At 63.3% G+C, this 19,985-nt stretch carries 18 protein-coding genes; 4 read left to right on the forward strand and 14 right to left on the reverse strand.

All coding sequences use genetic code 11. The annotated features are described in order from the left end of the window. From ABDB81_RS18870 to ABDB81_RS18880, 3 genes are all read right to left on the reverse strand, one after another. On the reverse strand, positions 1-349 hold a 349-nt coding region (locus tag ABDB81_RS18870), incomplete at its 3' end, for a tripartite tricarboxylate transporter permease (RefSeq protein WP_346812905.1). Between the two features lie 13 nt (positions 350-362). Then, a complete protein-coding gene (locus ABDB81_RS18875) occupies positions 363-824 on the reverse strand; it encodes a tripartite tricarboxylate transporter TctB family protein (protein WP_137924544.1) in 462 nt (153 codons plus the stop codon). Positions 825-1,278: 454 nt separating this feature from the next. After that, complete coding sequence (locus ABDB81_RS18880) at positions 1,279-2,730, reverse strand: MATE family efflux transporter (RefSeq protein ID WP_137924545.1); 1,452 nt, start codon at positions 2,728-2,730, stop codon at positions 1,279-1,281. A 243-nt stretch (positions 2,731-2,973) separates the two neighbouring features. Between ABDB81_RS18880 and ABDB81_RS18885 the strand changes: the two genes are divergently transcribed. Continuing rightward, entirely contained in the window at positions 2,974-4,401 is a 1,428-nt protein-coding gene (locus ABDB81_RS18885; RefSeq protein ID WP_137924574.1) for an NAD-dependent succinate-semialdehyde dehydrogenase, read from the forward strand. 39 nt (positions 4,402-4,440) lie between these two features. On the opposite strand, the gene ABDB81_RS18890 is transcribed toward ABDB81_RS18885, so the two are convergent. From ABDB81_RS18890 to ABDB81_RS18915, 6 genes are all read right to left on the reverse strand, one after another. Continuing rightward, entirely contained in the window at positions 4,441-4,806 is a 366-nt protein-coding gene (locus tag ABDB81_RS18890; protein ID WP_160474118.1) for a cytochrome C oxidase subunit IV family protein, read from the reverse strand. A gap of 9 nt (positions 4,807-4,815) precedes the next feature. Next, a complete protein-coding gene (locus ABDB81_RS18895) occupies positions 4,816-5,508 on the reverse strand; it encodes a heme-copper oxidase subunit III family protein (protein ID WP_137924547.1) in 693 nt (230 codons plus the stop codon). Between the two features lie 13 nt (positions 5,509-5,521). Next, complete coding sequence (locus tag ABDB81_RS18900; protein ID WP_137924548.1) at positions 5,522-6,187, reverse strand: cytochrome c oxidase subunit 3; 666 nt, start codon at positions 6,185-6,187, stop codon at positions 5,522-5,524. Beyond that, on the reverse strand, positions 6,184-7,947 hold the full coding sequence (gene ctaD / locus ABDB81_RS18905; RefSeq protein WP_137924549.1) for a cytochrome c oxidase subunit I: 1,764 nt from the start codon (positions 7,945-7,947) through the stop codon (positions 6,184-6,186). The genes ABDB81_RS18900 and ctaD overlap by 4 nt, the downstream gene beginning before the upstream one ends. Positions 7,948-7,960: 13 nt before the next feature. Further along, positions 7,961-9,109 carry a cytochrome c oxidase subunit II gene (locus ABDB81_RS18910; protein WP_137924550.1) on the reverse strand — a complete coding sequence of 383 codons (1,149 nt, stop codon included), beginning with the start codon at positions 9,107-9,109 and terminating at the stop codon, positions 7,961-7,963. 230 nt (positions 9,110-9,339) lie between these two features. Continuing rightward, positions 9,340-9,843 carry a hypothetical protein gene (locus ABDB81_RS18915; RefSeq protein ID WP_137924551.1) on the reverse strand — a complete coding sequence of 168 codons (504 nt, stop codon included), beginning with the start codon at positions 9,841-9,843 and terminating at the stop codon, positions 9,340-9,342. A 259-nt stretch (positions 9,844-10,102) separates the two neighbouring features. On the opposite strand from ABDB81_RS18915, the gene ABDB81_RS18920 reads away from it, so the two are divergent. Next, on the forward strand, positions 10,103-10,285 hold the full coding sequence (locus ABDB81_RS18920; protein ID WP_137924552.1) for a hypothetical protein: 183 nt from the start codon (positions 10,103-10,105) through the stop codon (positions 10,283-10,285). 31 nt (positions 10,286-10,316) lie between these two features. Further along, positions 10,317-10,481: a hypothetical protein gene (locus tag ABDB81_RS18925; RefSeq protein ID WP_171020357.1), complete on the forward strand. Its 165-nt coding sequence runs from the start codon at positions 10,317-10,319 to the stop codon at positions 10,479-10,481. Between the two features lies 1 nt (position 10,482). Here the strand turns inward: ABDB81_RS18925 and ABDB81_RS18930 are convergent, their stop codons facing one another. Beyond that, positions 10,483-10,668 (reverse strand): rubredoxin, encoded by a 186-nt coding sequence (locus tag ABDB81_RS18930; RefSeq protein ID WP_137924553.1) that lies wholly within the window; start codon positions 10,666-10,668, stop codon positions 10,483-10,485. Positions 10,669-10,791: 123 nt separating this feature from the next. Beyond that, positions 10,792-14,760, reverse strand: coding sequence for a DUF748 domain-containing protein (locus ABDB81_RS18935; protein WP_346812906.1), 3,969 nt, complete (start codon positions 14,758-14,760; stop codon positions 10,792-10,794). 312 nt (positions 14,761-15,072) lie between these two features. Between ABDB81_RS18935 and ABDB81_RS18940 the strand changes: the two genes are divergently transcribed. Next, positions 15,073-16,383: an MFS transporter gene (locus ABDB81_RS18940; protein WP_160474121.1), complete on the forward strand. Its 1,311-nt coding sequence runs from the start codon at positions 15,073-15,075 to the stop codon at positions 16,381-16,383. Positions 16,384-16,464: 81 nt separating this feature from the next. On the opposite strand, the gene ABDB81_RS18945 is transcribed toward ABDB81_RS18940, so the two are convergent. The 3 genes from ABDB81_RS18945 to ABDB81_RS18955 form a co-directional block, all read right to left on the reverse strand. Then, the gene (locus ABDB81_RS18945; RefSeq protein WP_137924556.1) at positions 16,465-17,538 is read right to left on the reverse strand and encodes a PHB depolymerase family esterase; all 1,074 of its coding nucleotides are present in this window, start codon (positions 17,536-17,538) and stop codon (positions 16,465-16,467) included. A 175-nt stretch (positions 17,539-17,713) separates the two neighbouring features. Next, a complete protein-coding gene (locus ABDB81_RS18950; RefSeq protein ID WP_346812908.1) occupies positions 17,714-18,580 on the reverse strand; it encodes a DUF2950 family protein in 867 nt (288 codons plus the stop codon). 2 nt (positions 18,581-18,582) lie between these two features. Then, a complete protein-coding gene (locus ABDB81_RS18955; protein ID WP_346812909.1) occupies positions 18,583-19,932 on the reverse strand; it encodes a DUF3300 domain-containing protein in 1,350 nt (449 codons plus the stop codon). Positions 19,933-19,985 lie beyond the last annotated feature (53 nt).

Raw genomic sequence — 19,985 nt, forward strand, 5'->3', positions numbered from 1 at the left:
AGCCCAGACCGGCAGTGGCCAGCGCCACACCGGCACGACCGCGCCGCGCCATCTGATAGCCGTCGATCGTGGTCACCACCGACGACGATTCGCCCGGCAGGTTCACCAGAATGGCGGTGGTGGAACCACCGTACTGCGCGCCGTAGTAGATACCGGCCAGCATGATCAGCGCAGCCACCGGCGGCAGCGAGTACGTCACCGGCAACAGCATCGCGATGGTAGCCAGAGGTCCCAGGCCGGGCAGCACGCCGATCAGCGTACCGAGCACGCAGCCCAGGAACGCATAGGCGAGGTTCTGCAGCGACAATGCCGTGGAAAACCCCAAGGCAAGGTGTTCGAACAATTCCATTTGATGCGACTCCTTAGCCGGTGATGAAGGCAGGCCAGACCGGCATCTGCAGGTTGATGCCGTACACGAAGGCGCCCATGCTGATCAGCACGAGCACCACGCCGTTAAGCAGCGCGCCCTTCCAGCTGAACTCATGGCTTGCCATCGACGACACCAGCACCAGCACGAACACCGACAGCACCATGCCGAGCGGCTTGAGCAGCAGGCCGAACAGTACGACCGAACCCAGGATCCACAGCAGGATCTTCAGATCCCAGCGGGCCAGATGGTCTGCTTCGCCCTTGGACGACAGCGATCCGATTGCCACGACCGCGCCCAGCAGCGCGAGTACGAGACCGAGCAGGAACGGAAAATATCCCGGTCCCATCTTGGCGGCTGTTCCCATCGAATAGCCGCGCGCGACGAAGGAAAAGCCCAGGCCGACCAGAATGAACATCAGGCCGGAGGCAAAGTCCTTTTGGCTACGTATGCGCAAAACGATTCTCCTCAAAAGTATGAAAGGCGTTACCGCATGGCACGCCGGCTCAGACGTGCCACACGCGAACGCGCGATACGGACGCGTTCGACTCGCGACGCTGCGAAAGATAAGAACGTGATCTTTCAGCGGCCTTTCATTTGTCTGGCATTCAGGGTATTCACCGATCCCCGATACGTATGCGGTTTTTCCAAATACATCACAACATGATGTATTTGCGCGAGCGATGCACGTGAGGCGCAAGCCAATTGAAAGGCGAGGCAGTAAGGCGGATGAAAGGGAAGATCGCGCGTGGGCGCAGGATGGCCGTCGCGGAGACGTTTGAAGCTTTCGGCTCGCTTACGGCGTGAGGGCCGGCGCCACCGCAGAGGTCATATGTCCGGTCATGTGAACGCACCGAAGGATGTGTGCAAACACCCTTCGATGCGATTGACCGCTGGATTGACGCGTCGAACTAGCGCACCGGATCGGTGGCCGCGTCTTCGCATGGTGTGCCCATGCTGGTGTCGGCCGCCTGCCCCACAGCTTCGGCATGTGGCATCGTCGGCAGGATATGACTGCTTTTCCAGTTGCCGAAGCGGTAGTACGCAAAGGCCAGCACCACCGACACGATCGATCCAAGCGGGAAACTCCACCAGATCGATTCGGCACCGATGTGCGGCCCCAGCAGCCACGCGAACGGCAGCCGGATGACCCACATGGAGATGAAGAGGATCACCAGCGGTGCCATCACCGCGCCCGTGGCACGCACCGTACCGAACACCACGATGGTGAATCCGAACAGGATGAACGACCACAGCACCACGCGGTTCACGTGCTGCGCGATTTCGATGGCCACGCCATCGTCGCCAAGAAAGAGTCCGAGCGAGTGGCGATTGAAGAGATAGATCAGCGCCACCAGTGCACCCGTCATCGCCACGTTGAACAGCAGCCCCACCTGCGTGATACGCGAGACGCGCGCCCACAGCCCTGCCCCCACGTTCTGCGCCACCATCGACGACACACTGGCGCCCACGGCCAACGCAGGCATCTGCACGTAGGTCCAGAGTTGCGAAGCCACGCCATACGCCGCCGTGGTCTGCGACCCATAGGCATTGACCAGCGACATCATCACGATGGCCGATGACGAGATCACCACCATCTGCAAGCCCATCGGCAGCCCCTTGGCAACCAGCGCGCGCAGGATGGCCGTGTCGGGTATGAGCAAACCAAGCTGCGTGCGATGCAGCAGCAGGAAGTGCTTGCGGCGATAGAGCGTGACGATCATCGCCGCCAGGCTCGTCAACTGGGCAATCAGCGTGGCCAGCGCGGAGCCGGCAATGCCAAGCGCGGGAATCGGACCCACGCCGAAGATCAGGATCGGATTGAGCACCACATCGAGCACGGCCGACATCAACATGAAGTAGAACGGGGTGCGCGAATCCCCGGCGCCGCGCAGCGTCATCATCACGAAGTTGTAGAAGTACATGAACGGCAGCGCGATGAAGATGATGCGCAGATAGCTCACGGCCAGCGGTGCGGCATCCGCAGGCGTCTGCATGGCATCCAGGATGTCGGGCGTGAAGATATAGCCGAGTGCCGCCGCCAGGACCGAGAGCGCCACGAAGAACGTGGTGCCCGTGCCCACCACGCGCCGGGCCTCGTCGATGTCGCGCGCCCCGATCGCCTGCCCGATCAGGATCGTGTTGGCCATGCTGATGCCGAACACCACCCCGAGCAGGAAGAACAGGATGATGTTGGCATTCGACGTGGCGGTGAGCGCCGCCTCGCCAAGAAAGCGCCCGACCCAGATCGAATTGATCGAGGCATTGAGCGACTGCAGGATGTTGCTGCCCAGCACAGGCAGCGAAAACATCAATAGCGTGCGGCCAATCGGGCCGGTGGTCAGTCTGGCGTCGGGTTTCATCGAAGGTGTGGATTTCCGCGCCGCAACAATTGCTGACTCGCGCGAAGGATTTGGACTCGTCAGTCTAATGAATCGCCCTGCGTACCGCCATTGCCGCCGCGCTGACACACACGGGATGCGCCTCGTCCGATTATCGGCCAGCGATGATCTCTGTGCGCGCGTGGCGCCTAAGCGTTAAGCTTGCGGTTTTCTTCGGTGAGCCCGGTGCGGCGCGCCGTTCCATCCCCTCAGGAGCTACGCATGATGTACCAGGATCTGGCCCTCTACATCGATGGTGAATTCGTATCGGGCGGCGGCCGGCGCGAGCAGGACGTCATCAATCCCGCCACGCAGGAAGTGCTGGGCAAACTGCCGCATGCCACCACCGCCGACCTCGACCGGGCACTGGCTGCCGCACAACGCGCTTTTGAAAGCTGGAAGAAGACGTCGCCGCTGGAGCGCTCCGGCATCCTGCGCCGCGTGGCAGAACTGACCCGCACCCGTGCGCGTGAAATCGGCCGTGATATCACGCTGGACCAGGGCAAGCCGCTGGCCGAAGCCATCGGCGAAGTCACCATCTGCGCCGAGCACGCCGAGTGGCATGCCGAGGAATGCCGCCGCATCTATGGCCGCGTGATTCCGCCGCGCAACCCGGCCGTCCGCCAGATCGTGGTGCGCGAGCCCATCGGCGTCTGTGCTGCCTTCACGCCGTGGAATTTCCCGTTCAACCAGGCCATCCGCAAGATCGTTGCCGCCATCGGCGCCGGTTGCACGCTGATCCTGAAGGGCCCGGAAGATTCCCCGAGCGCCGTCGTGGCGCTGGCCCGACTGTTCCACGATGCAGGACTGCCCCCGGGCGTGCTGAACATCGTCTGGGGCGTGCCGGGCGAAATCTCCACATACCTGATCGAATCGCCCATCGTGCGCAAGATCTCGTTCACGGGTTCGGTGCCCGTGGGCAAACAACTGGCCGCACTGGCCGGTGCGCACATGAAGCGCGTGACGATGGAACTGGGGGGCCACTCGCCGGTGATCGTGTTCGACGATGCCGATATCGAACCGGCTGCAGAGATGCTCGCGCGTTTCAAGCTGCGCAATGCCGGCCAGGTCTGCGTGTCGCCAACGCGCTTCTACGTCCAGGAAAAGGCGTACGACAAGTTCCTGGCGCGCTTCACCGAAGTCATCGGCTCGATCAAGGTCGGCAATGGCCTCGACGATGGCACGCAGATGGGACCGCTGGCCCATGAGCGCCGTATCGCATCGATGGAGCAGTTCCTCGACAACGCCAGCCAGCGCGGCGGCAAGGTCGTGGCGGGCGGTTCGCGCATTGGCGACAAGGGCTTCTTCTTTGCCCCGACCGTCGTGACCGAACTGCCCGACGATTCGATGCTGATGACCGAAGAGCCGTTCGGTCCGGTGGCGCCGGTCACGCGGTTCAAGGACACCGAGGAAGTGCTGCGCCGCGCCAACAGCCTGCCGTTCGGCCTGGCCTCGTATGTGTTTACGAACTCGCTGAAGACCGCGCACCAGGTATCGAACGGGCTCGAAGCCGGCATGGTCAACATCAACCACTTCGGCATGGCGCTGTCCGAGACGCCGTTCGGCGGCATCAAGGATTCTGGCATCGGCAGCGAAGGCGGCCAGGAGACCTTCGATGGCTACCTCGTAACCAAGTTCATCACGCAGGTCTAAGCCTGTCGCGCTCCTCTCCCACGCGGCGGGGAGCGCGCCTTACTTGAAGAATTCCCCGCGCAGCAGGAATGTGTAGTCCGCCTCTGCGGCCATGAGCCACAGCAGCACCAGCAAGCAGAGCGGCGGCAGCAGGATGGCCCACATCAGCGCCATGCGCTCCCATGCCATGTGCATGAACACAGAGATGATGAGCCCCGCCTTCAACGCCATGAAGACGAGGATCAGCGTCCAGCGCAATACGCCGCCCACATGGAAGTAGTCCACCATGTATGACAGCGTGGACAACACGAACAGCAGCACCCACACCTTGAGGTAGAGCCCGATCGGATGCTGCTGGCCTTCGTGACTCGCAGACGCATCGTCGCCGTCGTGTGACGTGGCCGGTATTCCTGGATTGCTCGACATGGCTTGACCTCACCAGAGATAGTAGAGCGCGAAGATAAACACCCAGACCAGATCCACGAAGTGCCAGTACAGCCCGGCGATCTCCACGGCCTGGTAGTTGCCGCTGGCGTGGTAGTGGCCGCGCAGCACCTTGCTCGCTATCACCAGCAGATAGATCACGCCGCAGGTCACGTGGAACCCGTGAAAGCCCGTGATCATGAAAAACGTGGAGCCGAACTGCTCGGCACCCATCGGATTGCCCCAGGGCCGCACGCCTTCCTGTATCAGCTTGGTCCATTCGAATGCCTGCATGCAGACGAAGACCTCACCCAGCCACGCCGTCGCCAGCATCAGATACGCGCATTGCAGCGGTTGCCGACGGTACGCATAGTTGACCGCCATCGCCATGGTGCCGCTGCTTGTGATCAGCACGAACGTCATGATCGCGATCAGGATCAGCGGCACGGGCTGCCCGGCGATGTCGAGCGCGAAGACCTCGCTCGGATTGGGCCACGGCACCGTGGTGGTCATGCGCACGGTCATATAGCCGATCAGGAAGCAGCTGAAGACAAAGGTGTCGGACAGCAGGAATATCCACATCATGGCCTTGCCCCACGACACCTTGAACGCGCGCTGGTCCGAGGACCAGTCCGCCACAAGGCCGCGGAGCCCCGCCGGCGCGTGACCGGCGGCGTTGGCGTGGGTAGTGACTTGCGAACTCATCGGCGTACCTCCTTCATCCCCTGCCGCAGATAAAGTCCACAAGCTCGGGCGTCAGCCATCCGAGCGTTGCCAGCAGCACCAGCCATACCGCGAGCAAGAAGTGCCAGTAACGCGCGCAGAGCGCGATGCGCGTCTGCGTGCGCACGCCGCTGCCCCGGTCGGATGCCACCACCGTGTAGCCGATCAATCCACCAAGCATGTGCAAGCCATGCATCGCCGTGAGCAGGTAGAAGAAGCTGCCGGCCGGATGGCTCGCAAAGCCCACCTGTATCGCATGCAGCGCACTCCACGCCCACAACTGCGAACCGACGAATGCCGCCGCACCCAGCGCCCCCAGCCGCAACGCACGGCGCGCATCGGCCATGCGTCCGGCGCGTGCTGCGCGCGATGCCACGGCCATGGCCACGCTCGCACCCATCAGCAATGCAGTGGAAAGCCACACCTGCCAAGGCAACGCAATGCGATGCCAGTCCGGACTATCCATCCGCATCACGTACGCCGCGAGAAACAGCGCAAACAGCGACGTGACCACGGCCATGAACACCCACAAGCCGATACTGCCCGGTGCCGGGTGTCCACGTCCCTGCGTGGCATCGCCACCAGGCCCACTGCCCGGCGATTCACGCGAGACACGGAACACGCCGGGATTGCTTTGCGTAGCGGTGGCATCGGGATTCATGCGACGGCCCCCCGGCTCGAATGCGGTTCGGGTTCGGCACCGCCCGCCTCGGGCGGCGCGTTCTGCGCGATGTAGTCATCCTTGGCACCGGGTACGCTGTACGCATAGGCCCAGCGATACACCACGGGCAGATGCGGTCCCCAGTTGCCATGACCGGGCGGCGTCTCGGCTGTCTGCCATTCGAGCGATGCCGCACGCCACGGATTGGCACCGGCAGGCTCGCCACGCCGCAGGCTCCAGAACAGGTTGAAGACGAACAGCAACTGCGCCGCCGCCACGATGAATGCGGCGACGGAGATATACATGTTCATCGTGTGTGCGGACTCGGGGATGAAGCTGTAGTTGTCCCACGCGTAGTAACGGCGCGGCATGCCGAGCACACCGAGGTAGTGCATCGGAAAGAAAATCGCGTACGTGCCAACGAACGTGACCCAGAAATGGATGCGGCCGAGCGTGTCGTTCAGCATGCGTCCGGTGACTTTCGGATACCAGTGATAGAGCCCGCCAAAGACAACGAGGATCGGCGAGACACCCATCACCATGTGAAAGTGCGCCACCACGAAGTAGGTGTTAGACAGCGGAATGTCCACGCTGACATTACCGAGGAACAGTCCGGTCAATCCGCCGATCACGAACGTGCTGATAAACGCGATGGCGAACAGCATCGGCACCGTGAAATGGATATCGCCCCGCCATAGCGTGATCACCCAGTTGTAGACCTTGATGGCCGTGGGCACGGCAATGATCAGCGTGGTCGTGGCGAAGAAGAAACCGAAGTACGGATTCATGCCGCTCACGAACATATGGTGCGCCCACACCACCACGGACAACAGGCCAATCGCCAGGATCGCCCAGACCATGGTGCGATACCCGAAGATGCTCTTGCGCGAATGCACGCTGACCAGATCGGAGACGATGCCGAACGCCGGCAACGCCACGATATAGACCTCCGGATGGCCGAAGAACCAGAACAGGTGCTGGAACAGCAACGGGCTGCCGCCCTTGTAGTTGAGCTGCTGGCCCATCGACACCACGGCAGGCATGAAGAAGCTCGTACCCAGTGTCTTGTCCAGCAGCATCATCACGCCCGACACGAACAGCGCCGGAAACGCCAGCAGCGCAAGGATCGTCGCCATGAAGATGCCCCACACCGACAGCGGCATGCGCAACAAGGTCATGCCTTCGGTACGCGCCTGCAACACCGTGGTCACATAGTTCAGGCCACCCATCGTGGCTGCGACGATAAAGATCACCAGCGACGCGAGCATCATGATGATGCCCCAGTCATGCCCCGGTGTACCGGGCAGGATCGACTGCGGCGGATACAGCGTCCAGCCCGCGCCGGTTGGCCCACCCGGTACGAAAAAGCTCGCCAGCAACACGATGACCGACAGGAAGTAGACCCAGAAACTCAGCATGTTGAGGAACGGGAACACCATGTCCCGCGCGCCCACCATCAGCGGGATCAGGTAGTTGCCGAAGCCGCCGAGGAACAGTGCCGTCAGCAGGTAGATCACCATGATCATCCCGTGCATCGTCACGTACTGGTAGTAGCGATTGGCGTCGATGAAATCGAACTTGCCCGGAAAGCCGAGCTGCATGCGCATGAGATTCGACAGCAGCACGCCCACCAGCCCCACGAAGATGGCCACCAGCGTGTACTGCACCGCAATCACCTTGTGGTCCTGGCTCCAGATATAGCGCGTCCAGAAACTCTGCGGACCGTGATCATGGTGGGTATCGTGATCGGCGTAGGCCATCGTTTCCCTCCTGCTATTTCCCCGCCTGCGAACCCGCGGCGCCACCCAGCGAGCGGATGTACGCGGACAGCGCCGCAACCTCGGCATCGGTGATGGGCACCTTCGGCATCACGGGGCCGAAACCCTTCACGATGCGTGCGGCTGGATCGGCAATCTCCGTGTGCAGGAACGCATCGTCCACACTGGCGCTGCTGCCATTCGTGAAGGTCTGCGTGCTGCCGTAAAGCCCTTTCCACGATGGCCCCACACCCGGCGTGCCGTCGACGCTGTGGCACGCCACGCATCCCTTGCTCTGCGCCAGCGCGCGTCCCTGTTCGGCCACGCTGCCCGCTGCGGCGGTGCCCGGCGATGCAGCTACCGGTTGCGCGGCCTTCGCCATCGCCATGGCAAACGTCTGCTGCTTCGCGAGCCACGCGTCGAATGCTGCGCCGTCCTCCACCACCATATGCCCGCGCATGTTGTAGTGCCCCACGCCGCATAGCTGTGCACAGAGGATGTCGTATCGTCCGGCCACCGTGGGCGTGAACCAGAAGGAGGTGACCATGCCCGGCACCATGTTCATCCGTGCACGGATCGGCGGCACATAGAAATCGTGCAGCACATCCTTCGAACGCAGCAGCACCTTGACGGGGCGGTTCAGCGGCAGATGCACTTCGGGACCCACGATGATCACATCGTCCTGCCCGTTCGGATCGTCGGGATTCACGCCCAGCGGATTGGTGCCGTTGACGAACCGCGCATCGCTGGTACCCAACTGCCCGCCCCTTCCCGGAAAGCGGAACGCCCACTGCCATTGCGATCCCACCACCTCCACCACCATGGCATCGCGTGGTGGTCTCACATAGTCCGCATACACGACCAGGCCCGGCGCCAGCAACGCCATGATGCCTACCGCTGTCAGACCGATCAGCCACAGTTCGAGCTTGCGGTTCTCCGGCTCATAGTGCGCGCGATGGCCATCGCGATGGCGGTAGCGCCAGACGATCCATCCGATGAACAGGTTGATGACGACGAAGAAGATTCCCGTGATGACGAGAGTAATGGTCAGCGTGTCGTCCATCTGCTTCCAGTTGGACGCGAGGGGCGTGGCCCACCACGGGCTCAGAAAATGGAAGAGCACCGAGGCGACCACCATTACGACGAGTGCGATGGCAATGGCCATGTCCACCCTCCCCGCTCACGCGCGCGGACCATGCGTGCGTCCGCTGAGGCACGTGCCAAACGGCACGTGAGATAAGACTAGTGCATTGGCTCAGGTCACGGCAAGACAACATGGCCGGCACGCCGTGCGGCGGCGCGCACGCGATGCATTGCAACAAAAATGGCGGAGGGGCATTGCGTGCCCGCCCGCCATTTGCGCCCGACGCGATGTCGAACTGCTATCGCATGTCACTAATGCGAGACATCGCGCGACTCCAGCTTCCAGTAGCAGAAGCCGATCGCCATCCCGAAGATGATGTGGCTCGCCACCGTGTGCCAGCCACGCAACTGCACGAACCACGGGAAGGCGGCCGTCATGACGTAGAAGTTGAACAGGTAGACCACCACGCCGAATACAGCACCCACCAGCAGCGACATCCCCAGGCTGGAATCGAGCTGGAACGGGGCGATGATCATTGCCAGGATCATGCCGAGGACGGCACCCAGCGCGAAGTGGATGATCAACGCCGCAGCGGTGGTGCCAATGCTGAACATCGACGTCTGCAAGACGTCCTGTCCCATCACGATGGCGGCGATGATGCGCGTCATCCCCCACGGGTGGCCGTCGGACATCATCGTGGACCAGAACAACTCCATCAGCAACAGCAACGCGCCAGCCACCACGCCGGATACCGCCGCCGCCGACCAATCCGGCAATCGGCGCACGTAATGGTGCGAATGCATGTGAAGTTCCATAGCGCTTCTCCTTCCACCCGGGCCGCCAATGGCCCCCATGCGTCCAGCATAGGACACCTGCGGAGGCAGTCAGCAACTGCACAGTCTGCACTGCAGCATGGAAGCGCGTGCCAGGTATCGCCGGAGATACTTGCGGTGACGTGGCGATATGTCAGATCTTGATCCAATTCAAACAGCGCGGGAGAACCCTGATGCGCGCGGCCTTGTATTCGCCACACACTGCCTATACTGGAAATACCAAGCAAGACAGGAGACCGCCATGTTTCATCTGCAGGCGCACGATCTTGTATTTCTGATCCCCATGGCACTCGTCGGACTACTGGCGATGGGGGCGATTCCAGTGGCCGCCAAAGCCCTGCGCATCAGCTGCCGCTGTGCGGGCGTCATCATCGGCGTATTGATGGGTGTGCTGGTACTCGAAGCGATACCGCTGCTGATCTAGCACCCTTCGAGAGAGAGAGAAGGGGGGCGTCATGTCCCTGACCATGCTCGCCGCCGCGATGGCGGCGCTGCTGCTGATCACTATTGCGTCAGCGCTGTGGCGCTGCTCGCATCCGTATCGCATGCGATACCGCCGCTGCGAGACGGCGCGCCGACGCACGGAGCCGTGCCGACGCGCACCCAGGCGCCATACGTAACTCAGAACTCGACCATCGAGAAGTCACCCTTGCTGACGTCGCATTCGGGGCAACGCCAGTCTTCGGGAATGTCTTCCCAGCGCGTGCCGGGGGCGATACCGTCCTCGGGCCAGCCCTGTTCCTCGTCGTACACCCATCCGCAGATCAGGCAAACCCAGGTCTTGTAGGCAATCGCTTCCTGTTCCAACACTCGCTCCCAAGTCATAGATAAAAAGGGTGGATTTCAATCCGGGGCGAATGATACGCGGTTTCGACGGCGCGGCGCGGCGCGGCGTTCGAAGCTTTCATTCAAACGCCGCGGCCATTCCGATTACTGGCGGATCGAGAAATCCACGCGATTGGGCGAGCCTTTGTCCTTGATGCCTTCGGCCGTCAGCTTGGGCGCTGTCAGGAAGAGTTTTGCATCGGGAACCTTGCCATCGCGCTCCAACGACTGCTTGACGGCCAGCGCGCGCTGCTCCGCCAGCGCACGCAATCCGGCGTCGGTGACCGGCGCATTCTGCAGCAGCAGTTTCTCCATCTCGGCCGGCGGCAGCGACTTGTTCAGGCCAATGAAATTGGTCGGCTTCTTGAACGACTCGCGCTTGTACACGACTTCGAGATACTTCGGGTACTCCTGCTTCGATACCGTCACGCGCGCGCTCTGTTCGCCGCCCTCGCCTTCTTCGGCCTGGTTGCCTTCCTGTGCGGTGCGACGCAGTTCGCGCTCCTTGGCCTGGGCCACGCGTTGATCGAGCCAGACACGGCGCGCACCGTCCGCATCGGTAGCGGGATCGATACGTCCGCTGATTTCCAGCCGCAGCGATGGTCGATCGTTAAGCGCCTTGCCAACGGTCTCGATCTTCTTGCGCGCCTCATCGTTGAGCGTCGATGAACCCGGCGCGAACTCGATATAGCCTAGCTCCTCACCACTGCCGCCAAACGCGGAAGCAATCAGCGAGAACGGTGACGTGATCGCCTTGGTCAGCAGATTCACGATCACGCGCATGATCACCCCGCCGATGCTGAACTCGGGGTCGGACAACGATCCCGATACCGGCAGGTTGATGTCGATGACACCATTGCGATCCTTGAGCAGCGACACCGCCAGCAGCACCGGCAGCTTCACCGCGTCAGGGCTGTCGGTCTTCTCACCAAACGTCAGTTGGTCCAGATACAGGTGGTTGCGTGCATCGAGCTTTCCATTCTCGATCTTGTACGCCACATCCACGGTCAGCTTGCCCTTGGTAATGGGGTAGCCCGCATACTTGGCCGCATACGGCGTCAAGCGTGTCAGCTCCACGCCGGCCGCCTTGGCGGCAATGTCGAGATAGAGCTGCTCGCCCAGCGGATTGAGCTTGCCGCTGATCGTGACCGGCGCATCGTCGTCAAGCCGGCCATCGAGCGCGAGATCCGCAGGCGTGGGATCTCCCGTTGACACCTTCGACACCGACCCCTTCATATCGGTCAGGTTCGCCGAGTAGTTCGGCTTGACGAAGAAGTCCGAGAAATTGATGTTGCCCTTGTTGATCGACACCCCACCCAACCGGATCTGCGGCTTCGGCCCCGTCGATGCCTGTGCCGGCGCCGCCTTTGCCGCGCTGGCGGCTGGGGGCGCCGAGGCCGGGTTGGCCTGCGTCAGGCTGGTGGACGGAGCGGCCTCGCCCTTCTCCGCACCACCGGCCATCACGTCCTGCAGGTTCAGCCGCCCGTTGGCATTGAGGATCACGCGCGCGTAGAAATCGGACAGCGCCACATTGTTGATGCCAATCTGCATGGGCCCTTTCGTCTCATCCATGCCGAAGTCGATACCGGTCACGGAGAGCGAGCGCCAGCGCAGGAAATCCTCGCCCGAGATGCGGTCCACGGTGCGCACGTTGCCCGCCTGCGCATTGCCGTTGAAGCGCACCACCATCGGCTTGCCGGCCGGCAGGTGATAACCGAGCTTGCCCTTGAGCGACATCGTGCCGCTGCGCAGCGCCGCATTGAAACGGTCAGCCATGTAGGGCTGCATCGGCGCGAGGTCGAGATCGCGCACATCGAGCTGGAGTTGCGCACCGGGGCCAGTCGGCATGACCTGCCCATCGATATTCATCACGCCCTTGCGGCCACTTTCGGCATGCAGCTTCACCGGCAAGGGACTGGGTGACAGCGGCCACGTGACGGTTCCCGTGGTGAGGCCGATATTGCGGAACTGATGGATGACCGGTCTGCCGTTGTTGGCGCCAGCAGGCTCGTAGTCCGCCAGACGCGCTGCGCCGCCATCGACGGCAACCTTGCCGATGCGCACCTTCCACACCGGCGCCTCGGCCTTTCCATTGGCAACCCGTGCGGGCTGGGCGGCCACGCGCTTCTGCGCCGAAACATCCTCCGCAGACTCCTTGGCCCAGATCCGCGCCATCTCCAGCAACTGTCCGCGATGATCGCGTGTGGCGGATATCTGCGGCTGGGTCAATGCCACCTGCCCGGCTTCGAAACTCTGTTTGGCAAGATCGAAATTGATATCGTCCAATACCAGCTTGTCTGCGCGGAGCAGCGGCAGATTGGCGCCTTCCGTATCGGCGGCACGGCTCCCACGCGCAATACGCGCGGTGCGGACGTTCCGGCCTGAGTTTGCCGGTTTCGCCACCGCAGCCTTACCATCCGTACCCGCCGAAGCCGGCAGCACAACGGACTCGCGCGTGGCGACGTACACCGGCGACAGTTCCAGCCGAGATTTCTGCAGCGTGAACTGGAACACGGGCTGGGTCCACGCCATCGCGTAGTGCAGTTCGGCATTGATGCCGGTCTCACCAAACTGGCTCTGCAGTTCGCGCGGCCACCATGCCGAGAACCCCTGCGGTCGCAGTCCCGCCGTTTCCAGCGTGCCGGTCAGCGTGCCGGCCTTGAGCGCCAGTTCGCCGGTGTGCTTGAGCGTCTGGCCGTTGGCGATGGTGATATTGGCGTCGAGTTTCGCAGGCTTGTCTCCTGCACTGGCCAGATTGGCCACCTCGACATTGACCGGGCCGATATCGAGCTTGCCTGGCCCTGATGGCGCCAGTTCGTCGACAAACCCAAGTTTCGCTTCCTTGAGCGTGACGCGATCCACGGCATACGACCACGGCACCTCCTCTGCCTTCGGCGGCGCCTGCACGCCTGCGGCGGCGGGTGCGGAGGCGGGTGCGGAGGCGGCAGCGGGTGCGCTTGCCGCCGATGCAGCCTTCGTCTCTGCATTGGCAGTGGTCACAGGCGCGGCATCCGGCAGGAACGCGGTTGCCAGGTTCAGCGACCCATCTGCCCGCCGGGCGGCCTGCAAACCGAGTCCCTCCAGGTCGATGCTCTTGATATGCGCCTTGTGCGCAAGCGGTTCGATGCGGCCGATATCGACAACCAACCGCCCGGCCTTGACCAGCGGCGCGCCGGCATGCGTCTGCACATCGGCCTCGCGCAGCGTGATGGTGCCGGCGACGAACAGGTCCTGCTTGTCCTTGTCCTGCCGGAAGCCGATATTCAGGCGCGTGTCCACCCGCCCGCCCTTGACCTCGGCATCCTTGAGCTTTGGCGCGAACGCCGTGTACTTCGCCACCTCCAGGCCATCGAGGTTGACGTTGAGGTTGGTTTCGCGCGTATCCGCAAATGGCTGCGCCGTCCCGTTCAACGCCAGTGGCGTACCGTTAATCTTCGCGAACAGCGTCGGCAGCGTGTTGATCGTGGTGTCGTGCGGCAGGTTCGACAGAAACGGCAACGTCAGCGTGAAATTCTCCACGCGCTGCACGGTATCGAGCCGCTTGTCCTCATACAGGAAGCTGGTATTGGTGACCGCGATATTGCTGACCGAGAATTTCGCGGGCTTGCTGTCCGCCGGCTTCGGCGGCTGCGCGGCGAATCGATCCTGGATATCGGCAAAACTCATGCGCCCGTCGGCGTCGCGCACCACATGCACCGACAGCCGGTCTACATGCAGCGTATTGACCACAGGCGCCAGATGCCAGATGGAGGCCGCGGAGGTATCGGCCTCGACCTGCCCAAGCGTCAGCATCGGCGTCTTGCCGTCCGGCTCGAAAATGGTCAGGTCATTCAGCGTGGCGGCCAGCTTGAACGGCTGCACATGCGCGCCGCCCAGCGTCACCTTGCGGCCCAGGGCCTCGGTCGCCTGTTTTTCGACCAGGTACTTGATCAGCGGCGGCCCGCCGAAATAGCCGGCCAGCCCGAAAAGCGCCAGCGCCGCCGCCACGCCGCCCACCACGCGCACCGCCACGCGCCTGCGTGGCGTGGCCATGGCCGCGCCTGACGCAGCCTGGATGGAATCCTTGAAAGCCATGTCACCTCAGTTAGTCTGACCCCACGCCGCACTCGTTTCGGACGCTGTGTGCCCCGGATTTCACTTGCTTTTGTATTATGGAGACGGATTATGGCAGCCCAAAGGGCGATTTAGTATCTGGTTGCGGAAAATCGAAGTAATGGGAAATGCCAATCTGGTATCTTTACGCCTTTGCGAAGCGTACCGTCGTGCCCGCCAGCTATCCGCCGGCCCGGTTCGCCAAGTTCGTGCTGTCACCCTTCGGCCGTCTTCCTCCACGTTATCCGTGTTGCGCGCTTCGCATGTGAAGTCAATATCCATGCGAGTCATTTCATGTCCACCTCCAGCAGTACAGCCGGGGCAATGGGTGCGCAAGGCGGCCACGCCGCCCGCCCGCTGACCGGCCAGGACTACAAGACACTAGCGCTGGCCGCACTCGGCGGCGCGCTTGAGTTCTACGATTTCATCATCTTCGTCTTTTTCGCCAAGGTCATCGGCCAGCTGTTCTTCCCCGCATCCGTGCCGGACTGGCTGCGTCTGCTCCAGACCTTCGGCATCTTTGCGGCAGGCTACCTGGCGCGTCCGCTCGGCGGCATCATCATGGCGCACTTCGGCGACCTGCTCGGCCGCAAGAAGATGTTCACGCTGTCGATCCTGCTGATGTCGGTGCCCACGCTGCTGATGGGCCTGCTGCCCACCTACGCCACGATCGGCCTGCTGGCCCCGATGCTGCTGCTCCTGATGCGTGTCCTGCAAGGCGCCGCCGTCGGTGGCGAAGTGCCAGGCGCATGGGTGTTCGTCTCCGAGCACGTGCCCCCGCGCCACATCGGCTATGCCTGCGGCACGCTGACCGCCGGTCTCACGGCAGGCATCCTGTTGGGTTCACTGGTGGCCACGGGCATCAACGCCGTGTTCACGCCCGAGGAAGTCATCTCGCACGGCTGGCGTCTGCCGTTCATCCTGGGCGGCGTGTTCGGCGTGGGCTCGATGTACCTGCGCCGCTGGCTGCATGAGACGCCGGTGTTCGCCGAACTGCAGCAACGCAAGGCGCTTGCCGCCGAAATGCCGCTCAAGGCCGTGATCCGCGATCATCGCGGCGCCGTGCTGATCTCGGTTCTGCTGACGTGGATGCTGTCCGCCGCCATCGTCGTGGTGATTCTGCTGACGCCCACCTATCTGCAAACCCTGTTCGGCTTCGATCCACGCACCGCCCTTGTCGCCAATAGTGCGGCCACGCTGTGCCTGTCGGTGGGCTGTGTGGTGGCTGGCGTGCTGGCCGACCGCATCGGACCGCGCGTGACGCTGGCCGTCGGCGGCGTATTCCTGGCCGCCACGGCCTATGCGCTCTACACCACGGTGGGCACGCGCCCGGACCTGCTGCTGCCGCTCTATGCGCTGGCCGGTTTCTTCGTCGGCACGATCGGCGCGGTGCCGTACGTTCTGGTCCACGCCTTCCCGGCGCAGGTGCGCTTCTCGGGCCTGTCGTTCTCGTACAACGTCTCGTACGCGATCTTCGGCGGGCTGACCCCGGTGGTGGTCTCGCTGATGCTGAAGACCGACAAGCTCGCTCCTGCGCACTATGTCGTGGCCGTCTGCATCATGGGCATCATCACCGCCCTGTTCATCCGCAAGCGCGCAGTCTGATCGCACCAGCGCCCTCCGGAAGCGATGACGAAAAAGGGGAAGGCCACCAGCCTTCCCCTTTTTTTTCTTGCTCATTCCTGGCTAGACCATCCGCCGATGCTGCCGGAAGAACTGCCACATCAACCAGCTTGCGTCGGGCCCCAGGGCACTGTGATACGGCACCGCCGCATCGCCACCGCTCCAGGCGTGCCCCAGCCCCGCCACTTCGACGAGCCTGACGAGATCGCGGCCCCAACGTCCGAAGCGCGCCTCACGGCATTCGCCCTCGCCCACGGGTGGCGCATCGTTGGCGCAATCGAGCCGTTGCCCAAGCTGGTCGCTCAGGCCGTTGTAGGCCAGGAACTGCCGCGCCAGCAGCCGCCCATTGAGTGGATTCACCGCATCGTCGTCCAGACCGTGTAACACGATGGCCGGCATTTCCGGACCGCCAAGCGTCACCCCCGCCGCATCCAGCAGCATCGCCGGCGCTGTCTCGGACCCCTCGCGCATCGCCTTGAGGCCCCCGGCCGGTGTATCGGCCGCGCCGATCACCACACCGGAATGCAGGCCCACTGCGGCCACCTTGCCGGGATAGCGCAGCGCCACCACGGCGGCCATGGCCGCGCCGGCCGACAGGCCGGCCAGATAAATCTCGCCGCTACGCACATCGGGACGCGCAGCCAGTTCATCGATCAGCATGGAGACGGCTTGCGCCTCCCGCCCGCCAACCCCGGCACCCAGATCAAACCACTGCCAGCAACGGTGCACCGAACGGCGTAGCGGCTGCTGCGGATAGGCCACGATAAAGCCTTCGCGCTCGGCCAGCGCATTCATCCGCGTGCCTGCGGCAAGGTTTTCGGGGGTCTGTTGGCAGCCGTGCAGCATCACCACCACGGGCAATGCACCCTTGGCGCGGGACGGAATGTAGAGCCGATAGGAAAGCTGCGGCACCAGTTCGCCAGGCAGCGGCGCCAGCGGAAGCCTGAGCTCCTGCCATGCGCCGGGCAGGTCGTGAGGTGCGGGTTGGCCTGGCGCGGGATGTCGCGCCCGGACAGGGGCCGAAAACGGAAAATCGATCCGTTCCAGCCAGGATCCTGATTTTTGCAAGGCCCGGTACTGCGCTCGGCCCAAGCGGCGCCATTGCGTATCCCAGGCCGGAGACAGGCTTTTCGCCATGTGAAGACTCCTGCTCGTCTGTGAACGTGGCTCCTCCTTATTGTGCGACGCAGCATAACACAGACAAACGGCGCCATCCTCGCCATTGTCTGTAAGAAGCAACATGAGAAAAGGAAACAATTCCGGCCTTTGTCGGGTGCCGATTACACAGCCCCGGCGCAGCGCCTGACACGAACTACCGCTCCGCTACCGGCGTCCAGCCCTCGGTAGAAAGCGAGCGGATGCCGCCCGCCCGGCTTGCGGTGGCGCTACCGAAGTCACGCTGATAAAAATTCCGGTCGCTATCGAGCAGAAAGGTGTGTACGCCGGTTTGGCCATAACGGGCGGGCCACGCAAGCAGTCCATACTTGGCCTTGCTTCCCGCAGGTGCTGCGATCACACGGAAACGATAGCCATAGAACGCCTCGTCAGGCGGCGTCTCGGGCACCATCGCCAGCGCGTCCGGTCCCAGCGGACTGTCGGTATCTATCGAGGCCGATGGCCAATAAAGACCGTTGGTCTTGCCCGGTGTGCTGACCAGTTGCCGGGCATATGCCCCATTGCCAACCTGCTCGGCATAACGCTGCTGTGCGTCGGCCAGCTGCAACAGCGTGTCCATCGCCACAATTTCGTTGCGCCCGATTCGCCGCACCCGGACTTCGCGCTCACCGGCCTGCAGGTCGAACTGCCAGCCTGCTTGACGCTTGACGATGGGAACGGGGAAGGTCCACCCGCTCGGCCCCACCTCGATACTCGCCGCGCCATCGCCCTGGCTGCGGATCGTATGATGCGCAGCCCATGCGCCAAGGAAGTCATAGACATCCTGCTGATCAAGCTGCGGCGGCAGAAGCCTGGTGTACTGGGCACCGAGCACGCGCCGGAGCGCATCCTGGTCGCTGCGTGCCACGCCATCGCCGAGCGCATTCATTGCCGCTTCGGGGGACGGGAACATCTCCTGGGCCATGACCGGTGCGGCAACGCACAGCAAGGTAGCCATCGCCAGCATGCGCAACGGACGCAGCCGCAGCGCACGCCTGGTGTCACTTGTCTGTTCACGCATCATCGTTATCTCCGACCATGACCGAGATGTCCGCCACCACCGCCACCATGAAAGCCGCCCCCGCCGCCGCCCGAGCGTTGCGGCGCGGAACGCTGCGGCATGGCGTGGCGCGGTGACTGGCCGCCCGTGCGCTGGACACTGTTGTTGCCGCGCTGAACCTGCTGGCGCTGCCGATCTCCATTGCCCGCGTCGCGGAATGCGTTGTCGCGATTGGCATTGCGGGAGCGGTTCCGCGCATCCGCCTGATCGGCACGTTGGCGATCCGCACCGGCTGCGCGTGGGTTCTGTCCCGCCTGTCGATTCACGCCCCGCCCGCCGTGCCCTTCGATCGATTGCCCGGTTCGACCCTGGAACGACTGCGCGGCGCGGTCGCGTGCAGCATCGCGCTGATTCTGCACACCGCCGCCACCCTGCCCCGGACGCTGGGCGCCCAACTGGCCGGTCTGGCCCGGCGGCCGATTCTGCTGTCGATTGGCCAGGCCCTGCTGGCGCTGTGCGTCGAACCGGTTCGACACGTTGGGATTGTTGTACGGGACGTTGCCGCGATTGGCCGGGTTATGCTGCCAGTTCACGTTGGCGCGGTTCACGTCCAACCGCTGGTTCACGTTGATGTTGTTGTAGCGATTGACGTTGATATTGACGTCGTGGTTGTTCCAGTTGAATCCGCCCCAGAGCGAATTGACCGCCGCCACGCCGAGACCGAAGCCGATGCCGGCCACGAGCGAGGTGGCAAACACCGATCCCGGCGGCGGCGGATAGTAAGCAGGCGGATAGGCCGGATAAGGCCACGCGCCATAGACCACCGTGGGGTTGTACGCCGGCACGTAGACCACCTGCGGGTTGGCCGGCTCGATCTGGACGATCGTCGTGCCGCCGCTCTGCTGGGTCACCACCTTCTGCTGTTCGGTGGTCTTGAGCGAGCCCGCCTGCTGCGCCTGCACGCGCAGCCGCTGGACGGAATCCATGACATCGTCGGGCTGGGCAAGGAACGCGTCACCCACCGATTGCACCCACTGCGGCTGGCGCCCCATCATGTCCATCACCGATGGAAACGCCACAAGCGATTGCACGCTGGGATCCCAGCCTTCGCTGGCCACGGCCTTTGTTGCCGCGTCGCCGGACAGGCTCGCATTCGCCTTCGACCACTGCGCGGCGGTTGCCACATCGGCCGGATAGGTGGACGCCATCAGTACTTGCGACAGCAATGCATCAGGATAGAGCGCCACAGGCGCCAGCAGCTGATCGAGATGAGGCTTGTCGAGCTTGGCCTGCGCCAGCGCACTGCCTGTGCCGGCCAGCAGCATCATCCCCAGGCAACAGGACCACCGGGCAAGAAATCGTTGCACGCGAAACATGCTCGCTCCAGGTCAATGACGAATGGACTCACGCAACTGCGCACCGCAACCTT

Origin of the sequence: Cupriavidus sp. DL-D2 (assembly GCF_039710735.1) — a bacterium.
Taxonomy (GTDB): domain Bacteria; phylum Pseudomonadota; class Gammaproteobacteria; order Burkholderiales; family Burkholderiaceae; genus Cupriavidus.

Bases quoted from the DNA above. Each gene is read 5' to 3' on its own strand.
- ABDB81_RS18955 (WP_346812909.1), bottom strand. From the start codon at position 19,932: ATGTTTCGCGTGCAACGATTTCTTGCCCGGTGGTCCTGTTGCCTGGGG.
- ABDB81_RS18945 (WP_137924556.1), bottom strand. From the start codon at position 17,538: ATGGCGAAAAGCCTGTCTCCGGCCTGGGATACGCAATGGCGCCGCTTG.
- ABDB81_RS18915 (WP_137924551.1), bottom strand. From the start codon at position 9,843: ATGGAACTTCACATGCATTCGCACCATTACGTGCGCCGATTGCCGGAT.
- ABDB81_RS18885 (WP_137924574.1), top strand. From the start codon at position 2,974: ATGTACCAGGATCTGGCCCTCTACATCGATGGTGAATTCGTATCGGGC.
- ABDB81_RS18900 (WP_137924548.1), bottom strand. From the start codon at position 6,187: ATGAATCCCGATGCCACCGCTACGCAAAGCAATCCCGGCGTGTTCCGT.
- ABDB81_RS18950 (WP_346812908.1), bottom strand. From the start codon at position 18,580: ATGATGCGTGAACAGACAAGTGACACCAGGCGTGCGCTGCGGCTGCGT.
- ABDB81_RS18880 (WP_137924545.1), bottom strand. From the start codon at position 2,730: ATGAAACCCGACGCCAGACTGACCACCGGCCCGATTGGCCGCACGCTA.
- ABDB81_RS18910 (WP_137924550.1), bottom strand. From the start codon at position 9,109: ATGGCCATTGCCATCGCACTCGTCGTAATGGTGGTCGCCTCGGTGCTC.
- ABDB81_RS18920 (WP_137924552.1), top strand. From the start codon at position 10,103: ATGTTTCATCTGCAGGCGCACGATCTTGTATTTCTGATCCCCATGGCA.
- ABDB81_RS18895 (WP_137924547.1), bottom strand. From the start codon at position 5,508: ATGAGTTCGCAAGTCACTACCCACGCCAACGCCGCCGGTCACGCGCCG.
- ABDB81_RS18890 (WP_160474118.1), bottom strand. From the start codon at position 4,806: ATGTCGAGCAATCCAGGAATACCGGCCACGTCACACGACGGCGACGAT.
- ABDB81_RS18925 (WP_171020357.1), top strand. From the start codon at position 10,317: ATGTCCCTGACCATGCTCGCCGCCGCGATGGCGGCGCTGCTGCTGATC.
- ctaD (WP_137924549.1), bottom strand. From the start codon at position 7,947: ATGGCCTACGCCGATCACGATACCCACCATGATCACGGTCCGCAGAGT.
- ABDB81_RS18935 (WP_346812906.1), bottom strand. From the start codon at position 14,760: ATGGCTTTCAAGGATTCCATCCAGGCTGCGTCAGGCGCGGCCATGGCC.
- ABDB81_RS18940 (WP_160474121.1), top strand. From the start codon at position 15,073: ATGTCCACCTCCAGCAGTACAGCCGGGGCAATGGGTGCGCAAGGCGGC.